The 13,162-nt window shown below is 73.5% G+C and carries 11 protein-coding genes; 3 read left to right on the top strand and 8 right to left on the bottom strand.

Features of this window, described 5'->3' with window-relative positions:
- Positions 1-25 precede the first annotated feature (25 nt).
- The 4 genes from EJG53_RS19165 to EJG53_RS19150 form a co-directional block, all read right to left on the bottom strand.
- Positions 26-1,465 (bottom strand): NAD(P)/FAD-dependent oxidoreductase, encoded by a 1,440-nt coding sequence (locus EJG53_RS19165; RefSeq protein WP_218041923.1) that lies wholly within the window; start codon positions 1,463-1,465, stop codon positions 26-28.
- On the bottom strand, positions 1,462-2,472 hold the full coding sequence (locus tag EJG53_RS43375) for a glycosyltransferase family 2 protein (protein WP_125045870.1): 1,011 nt from the start codon (positions 2,470-2,472) through the stop codon (positions 1,462-1,464). The genes EJG53_RS19165 and EJG53_RS43375 overlap by 4 nt, the downstream gene beginning before the upstream one ends.
- Before the next feature lie 52 nt (positions 2,473-2,524).
- On the bottom strand, positions 2,525-3,760 hold the full coding sequence (locus tag EJG53_RS19155) for a DegT/DnrJ/EryC1/StrS family aminotransferase (protein WP_125045869.1): 1,236 nt from the start codon (positions 3,758-3,760) through the stop codon (positions 2,525-2,527).
- 121 nt (positions 3,761-3,881) lie between these two features.
- A complete protein-coding gene (locus tag EJG53_RS19150) occupies positions 3,882-5,195 on the bottom strand; it encodes a GNAT family N-acetyltransferase (protein WP_167515136.1) in 1,314 nt (437 codons plus the stop codon).
- Positions 5,196-5,681: 486 nt separating this feature from the next.
- On the opposite strand from EJG53_RS19150, the gene EJG53_RS19145 reads away from it, so the two are divergent.
- Positions 5,682-5,993: a hypothetical protein gene (locus tag EJG53_RS19145; RefSeq protein WP_031011560.1), complete on the top strand. Its 312-nt coding sequence runs from the start codon at positions 5,682-5,684 to the stop codon at positions 5,991-5,993.
- A gap of 78 nt (positions 5,994-6,071) precedes the next feature.
- Here the strand turns inward: EJG53_RS19145 and EJG53_RS19140 are convergent, their stop codons facing one another.
- Complete coding sequence (locus EJG53_RS19140) at positions 6,072-8,159, bottom strand: TerD family protein (RefSeq protein WP_244955219.1); 2,088 nt, start codon at positions 8,157-8,159, stop codon at positions 6,072-6,074.
- 386 nt (positions 8,160-8,545) lie between these two features.
- On the opposite strand from EJG53_RS19140, the gene EJG53_RS19135 reads away from it, so the two are divergent.
- On the top strand, positions 8,546-10,147 hold the full coding sequence (locus tag EJG53_RS19135) for an ABC-F family ATP-binding cassette domain-containing protein (protein ID WP_174856427.1): 1,602 nt from the start codon (positions 8,546-8,548) through the stop codon (positions 10,145-10,147).
- 22 nt (positions 10,148-10,169) lie between these two features.
- Here the strand turns inward: EJG53_RS19135 and EJG53_RS19130 are convergent, their stop codons facing one another.
- The 3 genes from EJG53_RS19130 to EJG53_RS42585 all read right to left on the bottom strand — a co-directional run bounded on the left by EJG53_RS19130 (position 10,170) and on the right by EJG53_RS42585 (position 11,971).
- A complete protein-coding gene (locus EJG53_RS19130; RefSeq protein WP_125045866.1) occupies positions 10,170-10,934 on the bottom strand; it encodes a class I SAM-dependent methyltransferase in 765 nt (254 codons plus the stop codon).
- Positions 10,935-11,021: 87 nt separating this feature from the next.
- Complete coding sequence (locus EJG53_RS19125; protein WP_244955644.1) at positions 11,022-11,654, bottom strand: alpha/beta hydrolase; 633 nt, start codon at positions 11,652-11,654, stop codon at positions 11,022-11,024.
- On the bottom strand, positions 11,549-11,971 hold the full coding sequence (locus EJG53_RS42585) for a hypothetical protein (protein ID WP_244955218.1): 423 nt from the start codon (positions 11,969-11,971) through the stop codon (positions 11,549-11,551). The genes EJG53_RS19125 and EJG53_RS42585 overlap by 106 nt, the downstream gene beginning before the upstream one ends.
- Before the next feature lie 112 nt (positions 11,972-12,083).
- Here EJG53_RS42585 and EJG53_RS19120 point away from each other — a divergent pair, with 112 nt between their 5' ends.
- A complete protein-coding gene (locus tag EJG53_RS19120; RefSeq protein ID WP_125045865.1) occupies positions 12,084-13,085 on the top strand; it encodes a GlxA family transcriptional regulator in 1,002 nt (333 codons plus the stop codon).
- Positions 13,086-13,162: the final 77 nt, after the last annotated feature.

Raw genomic sequence — 13,162 nt, 5'->3', positions numbered from 1 at the left:
CCGCTGCGCCTGCTGGGCGCGGGGGTCAGTCATGGTCCTCTCCGGTCCGGTGGATGGGGTGGGCGGGGGTGGCGCCGGCGGTGCGGCGCTCCGCCGTACGGATGCGGTCGGCGATCAGCCGGCCGGCGCGCTGCCCGCCCCGCAGCGCGTAGTTGGTGCCCCGGTCCTCGGGGAAGACCTGGGCCATTCCGGCGAGGTAGAGCCCGGGTACGCCGTTCTCGACGCCGGGCACGGTCCGCGAGTAGTGCCGGGTGATGACCGGCTGCGCGTACCGGGCGCGCCAGACGTGGTGGGCGCGCACCCACTCCGTGCGGAACGCCGGGAACATCCGCCGCAGGTGGGGAAGGCTGTACCGGTAGACCTCCGGGTCGCTCATCCGGTAGAGCGGGGCGTCCGCCGGCAGGTACGTGGACAGGTAGACGAGGTGCCGCCCGCCGTAGTGCTCCGGGGCGTCGAGGTTGGTGTGCTCGATGACGCCGACGTACGGGAAGTGCGGGTCGGTGACGTTGAGCCAGTACGTGTCGGACAGAGGCCGGTCGTTCTCCAGCACCAGGCAGAGGTTGGCCAGGTACGGGATCGCCGTGAGGCGGCGGCGCAGGGCCGGGGCGGCGGGGTGCGCGGACCGGTCGAGCATTGCGGCGGCGGGCCCGGGGGCGCAGGTCACCAGCACGCGCGGGGCGCGCGTCACCTCACCACCGCAGCGCACGCCGCGTACGCCCTCCGGCCCGGTCAGCACCTCCGTCACCGGGCTGCCGGTCCGTATCCGTACGCCCAGCCCGGCCAGCCGGGGCAGCCAGGCGTCCAGCAGGGCGCCGCAGCCCCCGCGCAGGTAGTGCAGGACCTCGCGGCCCGACCGGCTGCGGCTGCCGCCCCGCAGGTGCAGCTTGGTCCACATCCAGGTGGCGCCGACCTCGGGCGCGTACGGGCCGAACTTGCCCTCCAGCAGCGGCCGCCACACCCGGTCGTAGACCCGCCGCCCGCCCAGCCCGACCAGCCACTCCTCGGCGGTCAGCGCCTCCAGCTCGCGCCAGTGCCGGACCCGGCCCGCGCGCAGCACCGAGCGGCCCAGGCGCAGCCGGTCGACGGGTGGCAGCGGCGCGAAGCGCAGCACGTCGAGCGGGGTGGAGAGGCGGTGGATGCCGCCCGCGTAGTAGAAGCCGGTGCGGCCGTGGTGGCGCTGGACGAGGTCGGCGCGGCCGAGGTCGGCGCAGAGCCGGAAGATGCCCGTGTCGGAGGCGAACCAGTGGTGGTAGAAGCGCTCCAACTGCCGGCCGCCGACGGTGAACGTGCCCGCGAGGCCGCCCACCTGGGCGTCGGCCTCCAGGACGAGGCAGCGCAGCCCGGCCCGGCCGAGTTCGTGGGCGGCGGCCAGGCCCGTGAATCCGGCCCCGACGACGATGACGTCCCAGTCCGCGTCGCCGGGGTGTGCGTCCCGTACCTCCCGGTCGCCGTTCACGGCCGTCACCGAGGGCTCCCGGCGGTCCACGCCTCCCGGGGCCCGGCCATGCCGGCGGCCGTCAGCTCCGCCGGTGCCGGGACGCCGGCCGCCCACCGCTGGCGGACCACGTACGGCGGCCTGCCGCGCACCTCGCGGTGGACCAGCAGCAGGTACTCGCCCAGCACCCCGAGCAGCACCGCCTCGCAGCCGAAGGTCCACGCGGCGAGCGGCAGCGGGCGGCGCCGCACGGCCGAGGTGACGGCCGTACCGCCGAGCCAGGCCAGGCCGACGGCGGCGGGCACCCGGGCCGGGGCCGAGGAGCAGGCGAGCAGGCCGCGCCGGGACAGGCCCGCCATCTTGCGCAGCGTGTACTTCGTCCGCCCGGCGAGCCGCGGTCCCCGCCCGTACTCCAGGCTCGTCTCGGGGAAGCCCGCCCAGCACACCGAGCCGCGCAGATACAGCTCGCTCTCCGGGAGCAGCGTGAGGGTGCGGACGACCTCGCGGTCCAGCAGCCGGAAGTCGCCGGTGTCGAGCTTCACGGGGTGGTCGGCGACCGCCGCCAGCAGCCGGTAGAAGACGTGCGCGGTGCCGGTCTTGAAGCGGCTCTCGCCCTCCCGGCCGGTGCGCCGCGCGGAGACCACGGGCCAGCCCGCGCGCCAGCGTTCGACCATGTCGGCGATGAGGCCGGGCGGGTCCTGGAGGTCCGCGTCGATGGTCACCACGGCGTCCCCGGCCGCCTCGCGCAGGCCCGCGAGGACGGCCGGCTGGTGCCCGAAGTTGCGGGTCAGCCGGACCAGCCGGACCCGCGCGTCGGCGGCGGCGAGCGCCGTGAGCCGGTCCCAGGTCCCGTCCCGGCTGCCGTCGTCCACGTACACGACCTCGTACTCGCACTCCGGCAGGCCGCGCAGTACGGCGCGGAGCCGGCGGTGCGTCTCCCCGATGACGGCGGCCTCGTCGAAGCACGGCACCACGACGCTGACCAGGGGCCTGGCGGCCACGGCGGTGAGCTGCGCGGGCGTTCGGGTCGCGGGCATGACGGTCCTTAGGTCGGTGGGTGGTCAGGGCAGGGGGAGCATGGGCCGGGGGTCAGCCGAGCACTTCCGCGACCGTCTCGCGGAACCGTTCGGCGACCTCGGCGACCTCGTCCGTACCGCTGAAGACGGTGACCCCGAAGTCGGCGCCCAGGTAGGTGTCGGTGGTGCCGACGGTCATGGCCAGCGACCGGCTCAGCACGTCGTCGGTGCGCGGCAGCGCGCCCGCCCGCCAGCCGTCCCGCCGCCAGGACTCCACGGCCGGGCGGAACGGGCAGGAGGAGCCGTCCGGGGCGGCCAGCGCGGCCAGTTCGGGGATCCCGCCGTAGTAGTGCTTGGGCGAGTGCAGCAGCGTCTTGGTGCCGAGGCGCTTCGCGACGGCCTCGGCGTCCGCCCGCTCGTCGAAGACGTGCACCAGGAGGGTCGCGCAGTCGCCCGCCGCGTCGTGCAGGGGGCGGCGGACCAGCCCGTCCCGTACGGGGATCTGCGCCAGCAGGTCGTCCCGCAGCTCCCGGGTACGGGCCAGCACGGCGTCCAGCCGGCCGAGCTGGGCGCGCGCCACGGCCGCCGTCAGCTCCGTCATCCGCAGGTTGAGGCCCCACAGCCGGTCGCCGGGGCCGTCCTCGCGGCGGTACGGGAACCAGCCGTGGTCGTGGAAGCCGTACGCCCGCTGGAAGATCCGCTCGTCGGCGGTGAGCAGGAAACCGCCGTCCCCGCCCGTGATCACCTTGAACATGTTGAGGGAGAAGGCCCCCGCGTGCCCGAAGGTGCCCAGCGCCTGGCCCCGGTACGTACCGCCGCACGCCTGCGCGGCGTCCTCCAGCACCAGCAGCCCGTGCTCGTCCGCGGTCCGCCGCAGCGCCGTCATGTCACAGGCCGCGCCGAGCATGTGCACCGGCATCAGCGCCTTCGTGCGCGGCGTGATCCGCTGCCGTACGTCGGCGGGATCGAGGGTGAGCGAGGCGTCCACCTCGGCCAGCACCGGCGTCGCCCCGCTGTACGCCACGGCGGCGAGGCACGCGCCGTACATGTACCCGGGCACGATGATCTCGTCACCGGGCCCGATGCCGAGCGCCGCGAGGCCCGCCTGCAGCGCGGACGTGCCGCTGTTGACGGACAGGCAGTACGGGCTGCCCAGCCGGTGCGCCGCGGCCTGCTCGAACAGGCGGGTCTGGGTCAGGTCACCGAGCGGGTAGGAGTGCGCGGCGGTCGTGCGCGCCCAAGCGTCCAGCACCTGCTGCACGTTGTCGCGCTCCTCGTCGCCGAAGAAGGCATAACCGGGTCCGGGCATGGGGACTCCTCGCAGAAAGATGGACGACGCGGCCACCGGCAGCCGTCCTCATGGTCACGGGGCCGGAACCGCGCGGCTTCCGCCGGCCGGGCAGCGGTCGGGGGACCGCCGGGCACCGGCCTCAGAAAGCCGTCGGACAGTACGGCGCCGGATCGTGGCGGAAGGCGGCGGAGGCGGCGCGCAGCGCGCCCGGCCGCAGCTCCGCGACCCGGCCCGCGAGCGCGAGCTGGGCCAACGAACCGCCGCCGAGCAGCACCGCGCCGACGTCACGGGCGCCCAGCGCGAGATCGGCGGCGGCTCCCGTCCGCACACAGACGGCACCGCCCCCGGGCTCCGCACACAACCGCCAACGACCTTCGTTCCAGGGGCACATCACGTCCCGCACCTCAAGCACCACATCCACCGGCGCACTGTAGGTACGCGCGGTGAGGGCGCGGTCCAGGTCCACGGCACGGGCGTACAACTGATCACGTACGGTCGGTGCGGCGCTGCGCGGGTCGTCGAGCAGCGCCAGCAGCGGGTCGTCGACCGGGCAGCATGCCGCGGTGACGGCCCCTGCCAGGTCGGTGTCGAGCAGTGACCGCCACACGAAGGCGTACGCGGCGGGGTCGCACGCGAACACCTCCCGGACGGAGAGGGCATAGCGCGGCCGGGACCGCTCCCAGGCGGGCCGCAGCCGGTACAGCGCGTACGCGCGCGCGTCACCGCCGGGCCCCGAGACGACCATGCACAGCAGCCGTCCCGCGCCGTTCCGGCCGGCCGGCTCGTCCTCGACGGCGCGGCGCTGCCAGGCGGCGTCCCTGCGCAGCAGACCGGGCCGCTGGGACAGGCAGGCGCGGTAGACGTCCGCGACGGCAGCGTGCGCCTCATCGGGTGAGACGACGTCCAGCGTCAGCCCCGAGGCGGCCACCTCCCCCGCGAACGCCCGCGCCTCGGGCGGCACGGACACCTCGACGGCCTGGGAGGCGAGCCCGAACCCGAACCGCCCGTAGATCCCCGGTTCGGTCGAGTGCAGGACCGCGACCGGCTCGGTCCGCTCCTCGTGCAGCGCGGTGAGCGCCTTGCGCAGCAGCTCCCGCATCAGCCCGCGGCGCCGGTGCGGCGGCGCGACCGCCACGTACCCGATGCCGGCCACCGGGGCCGGGCCGCCCGGCAGCGTCATCTCCAGCGCGTACCCGGCGAGGGTGGCACACGGGCGCCCGCCGTAGCACGCGACCAGGGAACGCTTCGGTTCGAAGAGGGCCCCGACCACGGCGCTGTGGGCCGGCGAGTGCGGATGGCCGCCGTACGCGAGGTCGAGCACCGCCCCGAATTCCGCCCATTCCGCGGCGGCCCGGAAGGTGTAACCCGCGGTGGCCCGGCCGCCGCCCGCACCGGTCCGCGCGGCCGTTCCGGTCCCCGGCCGCACGTCCTTCGGCGCTCCCACGTCCGCCACGTTCTCCACTTTCCTCTCCAAAGGCTGTCATCGGCCTCGTGCCCGGGAAGGGTTGCGACGAGCGCGGCGCGAAAAGGTCGTCGGCGTTCGACGCAGAGGCCCGCTCCGGAGCGGCGGAGTGCGCCGTGTCACCGGAGAGTTGATGATCGCGAGGCCCGGATCGCGAATTCCTCATGCGTCGACGTACCGGGGCCGCCGGAAAGGCTGAGTCCTAGATTTGTGAGGTGGCAGGAGACTGTCAACCCTCCCGAAAAAAGAATCATGCACCCGTCGCGCTCCCCGTCGCCGCCCCCGGCTACGCCCGCCCCGCCGTCCGGTCAACCCTCCATTCCGGCCAGCGGCCCCGGGTCCGGCGGGCACTCCCCACATCTGGCCAACGTTGTCGAACGCCCTTGCTAGTCCCGGAGGTCCGGGCACAAACTGCCCTAGCCGCCGATCAGTTGATCGCCGGTTCGCATTCCTACGAGGACGCGACAGGAGCAGGCAATGCAGAACGGCAAGTTCCTTTCCGGCAGGACCGCCCCCGGTGAAGGCTGGCAGAACTATCCCGACCGCAATGGCGACGGCGTCTACATCGACGTCGACACCAGCGCCGGGGAATTCACCGACACCCCCGCCTATATCGCCGCCCTCACCGGCGACGACCGCATGTGGATGACCACCGGCGGAAACACGGTCTACGCCGCCACCCCCACCGGCTTCCGCATCTACGTCCGCCGCGTCGACCGCCAGCCCATCGACCCCGAATACGCCGCCAAGAACGGCTGGCACATCGCCTGGATTGCCGCCGAGACGTGACACCAGGGCCCCACCCGCCGGCCTCCGCGGAAATTCTGCGGGGGCCGGTGGGAGTGGGGAGGACGTCCGCCGGGCGGATCAGCTCAGGACAGCGGCCTCGGCCGGGTCCGGTGCGGAGGTGCGGCGCGCTGACCGGCGCTCCGTGCTGCCGGGCTGCGCGAGATGGGCGACGACACCCGCGTAGAACCGGTCCACGGCCTCGTCGGCGCTGCGGATGAACCCGGACTCGGCGTTGCCGCGGGTACTGCCCATTCCCTTGAACAGGGACAGCCGGAACCCGTTGATGGCCACCCCGTCCTTGGGCAGGAGGTCTCCGGGCTCCGGGCGCAGCCGCTCCAGCGTGCCGCGCGGCCCCCTGTTGCCCTCCACCAGCGTCTCCACATGTAGGTCCGCCGGCGCTTCGGCGAGCTGCCTGACCAGGCGCTTGACCCAACTGAGGGGATAACCCTGCTCCGGCGCCGGGATCTCGATGGACGTACGCAGCTTCCCCGTCCGCAGGTCCGCGGCGATCGCGAGGATGCCGGGCGTGGTGTCGATGCGCAGCTCGGCGGAGAGGCGCCCCTCCTCGCAGAGCCGGTCGGCGAGCGCCGCGCGACGGCTCGCCTGGTCGGTCCCGCGCTTGGCGCGCTGCACGGGCAGCACCTTCTGGCCCAGTTCCCCGCCCAGCCGCAGGCAGACCTGGCGGATGAGCCGCTCCCAGCTCTCGACGACGGCCACGGCGCGCTCGTCACCCTGGCAGAGCGTGTCCGTGTCGATGCCGTTGCGCACCGGCACCCACGCCGGGCCCATGTTCTGGAAACCGTGGCAGCCGGAGTTCTCGTGCTGGAGGTAGTGCAGCAACTCCTGGAGCAGCCAGGCGTGCGCCGCGTTGCCCACGCCCTCGTGGCGGATCAGCAACTGAGCCTGGTGCGCCACCTCGGCCCAGGACAGGTGCCACAGTGTCACCTTGTGCTTGCGGCGGCCGTCGGTCTTCACCTCGACCAGCGGGCTGCCCTCCAGCGCCACGTCGTTGGAGAGGGTGATCACCGCTTCGTAGCCGCGCCGGGCCGCGATGTCCATGTAGTCCTGGACCTGCTCGGACCTGAGGGGATTGCCGTTGGTCTTCGTCTCGACCAGCGCGGTCCACAGCTTGCCGGCCCGCTCCACCCGGATCACGCCGTCCGGGCGCCGGGGCGTGTCCCCGTTCGGCAGCGTGACCTCGGTGAACGTCTGCATCCGGCCGGCCGGGGCGCCGAAGCCCGCGGTCAGCCGCCGCCCGAACTCCGGGACCTGCGCCATCACGGCCAGCAGGACCGACGTCGCGCGCATCTCGCGTTCCCGGTCGCTCTTCAGCGTGGGCGCGGGGAACAGCCGGGCCTGGCGCCAGGAGTCGTTCTCGGCGAGGGACTTCTTCGCCACCATGGGCAGGGTGACCTTCTTCTTCGCCGTACGCGGCCCACGGGGGCGCCGTGCGGGAGCCGGGTCCGGTCCGGCTGACGGCGCGGGTATCTCGACCACCGGTACGGGCGCTGCCACCGGGCCGGCGGACGTCGGCGCCGCAGCCGCTCCCGCTCCCTCCGCGGCCTCGGGGCGCGCCGCGTCCGCTCCGGTCTCTTCCTCGTCCGCGGGCGCCGGCTCTTCCTCCTCGTCCACGGATATGCCGAAGTCCGTGGCCAGCCCCGCCAGGCCCGTCGCGTAGCCCTGTCCGACCGCGCGGAACTTCCACTCCCCGGCCCGCCGGTACAGCTCACCGAAGATGAACGCGCTCTCCTCCCCGGCGTCGGCGATGGTGAAGCCCAGCAGCGTCTCGCCCGTACGGTCGGCGACCGTCACCCGCAGGTCGTCCAGTTCCCCGAAGCGGCCCGTACCGTACTGGCTGGCCGCCACCACCAGGCTCTCGATATCGTCCGGTACGGCGGTCAGGTCGATGCTGACCCGGTCCTCAGTGCCGTTGGCCGTGGGCGTCTTGCCCAGTAACTGCACGCTGCCGTCGGCGGCGGCCGGATTGTTGTAGAAGAAGAAGTCCGCGTCGCCGCGCACCTTGCCGTCGGCGCCCAGCAGCAGAACGGAGACGTCCGCGTCGCCGTCCCCCGACGCGCTGCTCCAGCTCAGGCTCACCATCAGTGAACCGGTGTCCTCGCTCAGGGTCGCAAGTCCGACGTTGCCACCCTTGGTCATCTCGTGCATGGAGCCCCCACAAATGCCGCCGCATCCAGGGGCACGGGCACACCCGGCAGGCTGCTACGTGGTGACCTGCGATGCAGCACAACTCAGTGTGTACGCCGCGAACCTTAGACCCGTATCAGGTGTTTCGGGAGGTGCCGGGACCGGCGGAAGTCCGGATCTTCCGGATGCGGGACGACCTGCGGACGTCGGACACCGTGCCACCTCACCCGCAGGCCTGCCTCACTGCCGGTGAAGACCGCGGCAGGCGCCCCGTGCCGGAAAACCATGTGCACTCCCACCGCACCACCCCCTACCCTCGCCACCATGTCGACCCCCCGGATCTCCTAGCTCGGACACCCGCTTCCACGCCACCCGTGTGTCCTTGAGCTGTTCCGGAGTGTCAAATCATGATTACCGTTCGTGGTGCCGACGTGCGCGTCGGTGCCCGGCTTCTGCTGTCCGATGTGTCCTTCCATGTGGGGCCCGGTGACCGGGTCGGTCTGGTGGGCCGTAACGGGGCGGGAAAGACGACTTTGCTCGACGTCCTGGCGGGGCGGGTGCCGCCCGCTGCCGGGGAGATCGTGCGGACGGGGAGTCTCGGCCATCTGCCGCAGGACTCCCGCGCGGCCGACCCGGCCGTCACCGTCACCGACCGCATCCTGTCCGCGCGCGGGCTGGACCGGGCCGTGGCGGAGCTGCGGCGGGCCGGGGACGCGCTGGCCGCGGCCGTGGGGCCGGGGGCGCAGGAGAAGGCGATGGCCGCGTACGCGCGGGCCGAGGACGCCTTTCAGGCGCGTGGCGGGTACGCGGCGGAGGCCGAGGCGGCGCGGGTCGCGGACGGGCTGGGGCTGCCCGAGCGGGTGCTGCGGCAGCCGGTCGGCGGGCTGTCGGGCGGGCAGCGGCGGCGGGTGGAGCTGGCCCGCATCCTGTTCGCCGGGCACGGCATGCTGCTGCTGGACGAGCCGACCAACCACCTCGACGCCGACTCGGTCGCCTGGCTGCGCGGCTACCTGGCCGCTCACCGGGGCGGCCTGGTGCTGATCAGCCACGACACCGGGCTGCTCGCCGACACCGTCAATCGGGTGTTTCACGTGGAACCGTCGCGTGCCACCCTCGACGTGCACAACACCGGGTGGCACGAGTACCTCGCCCGGCGCGCGGCCGACGACCGGCGCCGGGCCCGGGAGCGCGCCAACGCCGAGCGCAAGGCGGCGGCGCTGCACAGCCAGGCCGACAAGATGCGCGCGAACGTCGCGACGGCCGTCTCCGCGAAGAACATGGCCCGCCGCGCCGACCGCATGCTGGCCGCACTGGAGCCGGCGCGCCGCAGCGAGAAGACCGCGCGCATCCGGCTGCCCGAGCCCGCGCCGTGCGGCCGGGTGCCGCTGGGGGCCGTGAGCCTGGCCAAGGCGTATGGGGAGCAACAGGTGCTGGACGGTGTGGACCTGGCCGTCGACCGGGGAAGCCGGCTGGTCGTGCTCGGCCTCAACGGGGCGGGCAAGACGACGCTGCTGCGGCTGCTGGCCGGGCGGGAGACGCCCGACGCGGGCCGGGTCGTCGCCGGGCACGGCCTGCGGCTGGGGTACTTCGCGCAGGAGCACGACACGCTGGACCCGTCCCGTACGGTCCGGGAGAACCTGGCCGCCGCGGCGCCGCACCTGAGTGACGGCGAGGCCCGGCACGTCCTCGGCTCGTTCCTGTTCTCCGGGGACGACGCGGACAAGCCGGTACGGGTGCTCTCCGGCGGCGAGAAGACCCGGCTGGCACTGGCCGGACTGGTCCACTCGCGCGCCAACGTCCTGCTCCTGGACGAGCCGACCAACAACCTCGACCCGGCCTCCCGGGACGAGGTGCTGGGCGCGGTCGGTACCTACCCCGGCGCGATCGTGATGGTCAGCCACGACCCGGGCGCCGTCGAGGCCCTCCGGCCCGACCGGGTGCTGGTGCTGCCGGACGGGACGGAGGATCTGTGGGGGCGGGAGTATGCGGAGTTGGTGGATCTGGCGTGAGGGGGCAGTCGTTGCCCCGCCGTCAGGCGGGCTTGCGGGCCTCGATGAGGAAACGGGTGGAGTGGGCCACGAATGGGCCCTCCGCCCGGATCTTCGCGTCCAGTTCCCGCAGCCGGTCGCGGTAGCGGTCCACCGTGAATCCCGGGACCATCCAGATCACCTTGCGCAGGAAGTAGATCACCGCGCCGATGTCGAAGAACTCCGTACGGAGGGATTCGGCGCGCAGGCCGGTGACCTCCAGACCGGCCGCCTCGGCGTCCCGGCTCTCGTCGTCGGGGTGGCGCCGGCGCCGTACTTCCTCGGGCTGCGGGCCGAGGAAGTACTCGACCAGCTCGAAGACGCTGGCCGGGCCGACGTGCTGGGCGAAGTACGTGCCGCCGGGCCGCAGCACCCGGGCGATCTCCGGCCACCACACGGTGGCCGGGTGACGGCTGGTGACGAGGTCGAAGGCGCCGTCGGCGAAGGGCAGCGGCGGCTCGTCCGGATCGGCGACGACGACCGCGCCGAGCGGATGCAGCAGCGTGGTCGCCTTCGCGACGTTGGGCGGCCAGGACTCGGTGGCCGCCATGACGGGCGGCAACGGACCGGCGCCCGCAAGGACTTCACCGCCGCCGGTCTGGATGTCCAGTGCCGCCCGGGCGGAGGCCAGCCGCTCGCCCAGGCGGCGCTGGTATCCCCAGGAGGGGCGCTGCTCGGTGGCCCGGCCGTCCAGCCAGGAGAAGTCCCAGCCTTCGACGGATACGGATTCCGCCTCGGCCACCAGGTCGTCGAAGGTGCGTGTGGTCATGGGGGGATCGTCTCAGGGGGCGGTGTGGATTTGCTACGTATTTTGGTGGTTTGCGGTGAGTGGGGGAGGATGGTGTTCGGTCCGGCCTTACGGGTGGAGGGCTTCGCGCAGGGCGCGCACCTGGTCCGCCAGGCTGCGTTCGCTGACCCGGGCCTTCGGGAACAGCAGGTCGAAGCCGTGCACGGCGCCCGGGACCTGCACCAGCTCGGTGGTGACCCCGGCGGCGCCCAGGCGTCCGGCGTAGGCGAGGCCCTCGTCGCGCAGCGGGTCGACCTCCGCCACGGCGATGTAGGCGGGCGGCAGGCCGCCGAGATCGGCGGCCCGGATCGGGGAGGCGTACGGCTCGGGGTGGCGCTCTTCCGCGTAGTAGCGCCAGGCCAGCTCCATCGCGGCCCGGTCGAGGACCGGGGTGTCGGTGAACTCGCGTACCGAGGCGCTCGTCAGGCTGCCGTCCACGCCCGGGTAGGTCAGCGCCTGGAAGACGAGGTGCGGCCCGCCGAGGTCGCGGGCGCGCAGCGCGGTGGAGGCCGCGATGTTGCCGCCGGCGCTGCCGCCCGCGACGGCGATGCGCTCGGGGTCGCCGCCGAGCTGCGCCGCGTTGGCCGCGATCCAGGTCAGGGCCGCGTAGGCGTCGTCGGCCGCGGCCGGGTAGGGGTGTTCGGGCGCGAGGCGGTAGTCGACGGAGACGACGACGGCCTCGACGTCCCGGGCGTACCGCAGGGAGCGCTCCTCCTCGGCCTCGGGGAGCCGTAGGTGAAGGCTCCGCCGTGCACGTAGAGGATCATCGGCAGGTTGTCGCGGGTGTCAGGGCGGGTGTCGGGGCGGTAGACGCGCAGCCGCAGTTGTCCGCCGGGCCCCGGGATGAACAGGTCCCGGACCTGCACCCGGTCGTCGGCGGGGGTGTCGGGGCGCTCCCGCAGCAGCGCGTAACGCTCGGGGTCGGCGAGGACGGCGTCCAGGCCGTATACGGGGAAGACGCCGGTGTCGGCGGTGTCGAGCAGCGTCCGGATCTCGGCATCGACAGCGGGAACGGTCATGGCGGGCCGCCACCTTTCGGGTGGGAGTGCGGAAGTGGAGGTGGCCCCAGCCTCTCCGTTTTACGGGAGTGACAGAAGTGGCCCGGGGGCCAGCATGTGAAACTATCGGGCCATGACTGTCGCAGCCCCGCACCGGGTGACGGTGCTCGCCCTCGCCCCGGTGGTCGCGTTCGACCTGAGCATCCCCGCCCAGATGCTCGCCATGGTCACCCCACGGCCCGGACGCGCGGCGTACGAGGTGCGGGCCGTCACGCCGGACGGTTCCGCGGTGGCGACGGTGAACGGATACGGCGTCCTGCCCCAGGGCGACCTGTCCCTGCTGGAGCACGCCGACACCGTGATCGTCGCCGGCACCCGCTGCCCGGACGTGCTCGACGGCGGCGTGGTGGACCCCCGGGTCACGGACGCGCTGCGCGCGGCCACCCGGCGCCGCGCCCGGATGGTGTCCCTGTGCACCGGCTCGTTCGTGCTCGCGGCCGCCGGCCTGCTGGAAGGCCGCCGGGCCGCGACGCACTGGCGCTACGCGGACCAGTTCCGGCGACTCTTCCCGTCGGTCGGCCTCGACACCGACCCGCTCTACGTCGCCGACCGCGGCATGCTGACCTCGGCCGGCGGCGCGGCCGCCATCGACCTGTGCCTGCACCTGATCCGGGAGGACCACGGCAGTTCCGTGGCCAACCAAGTGGCCCGGTACAACGTCGTCGCGCCCATGCGGGACGGCGGGCAGGCGCAGTACATCGACCATCCGGTCGCGGAGGACGCCGGGACGTCGACGGCCGCGGCCCGCGCGCTGATGTCCGAGCATCTGGACCGACGGCTGTCCCTCAAGGAGCTCGCGGCGCACTGCCACATGAGCGTACGGTCGTTCACCCGGCGGTTCCGCCAGGAGACCGGCACGTCACCGGCGGAATGGCTGACCTCCGCCCGCCTGAAGCACGCCCGCCATCTGCTGGAGTCGACGGAACTGCCCGTGGACGACATCGCCGCCCGCACCGGCTTGGGAAGCGGCACCAATCTGCGGCAGCACATGCGGGTCACTTTGGACACCACACCCTCGGCCTATCGGAGGGCGTTCCGGTCGACCGCCGCTTCCCGTACGGATGCACGGGCCTGACGGTGGCCCCCGCCGCACGGCCCTCAGAGTGCGGTGCCGGGGCGTCCTCCTCGGCCCTGTTCTCGTATAGCTACGGC

Source organism: Streptomyces chrestomyceticus JCM 4735 (genome assembly GCF_003865135.1).
GTDB lineage: Bacteria > Actinomycetota > Actinomycetes > Streptomycetales > Streptomycetaceae > Streptomyces > Streptomyces chrestomyceticus.
Note: the sequence above shows the minus strand (reverse complement) of the source record. Positions and strands in the feature narration are given on the sequence as shown.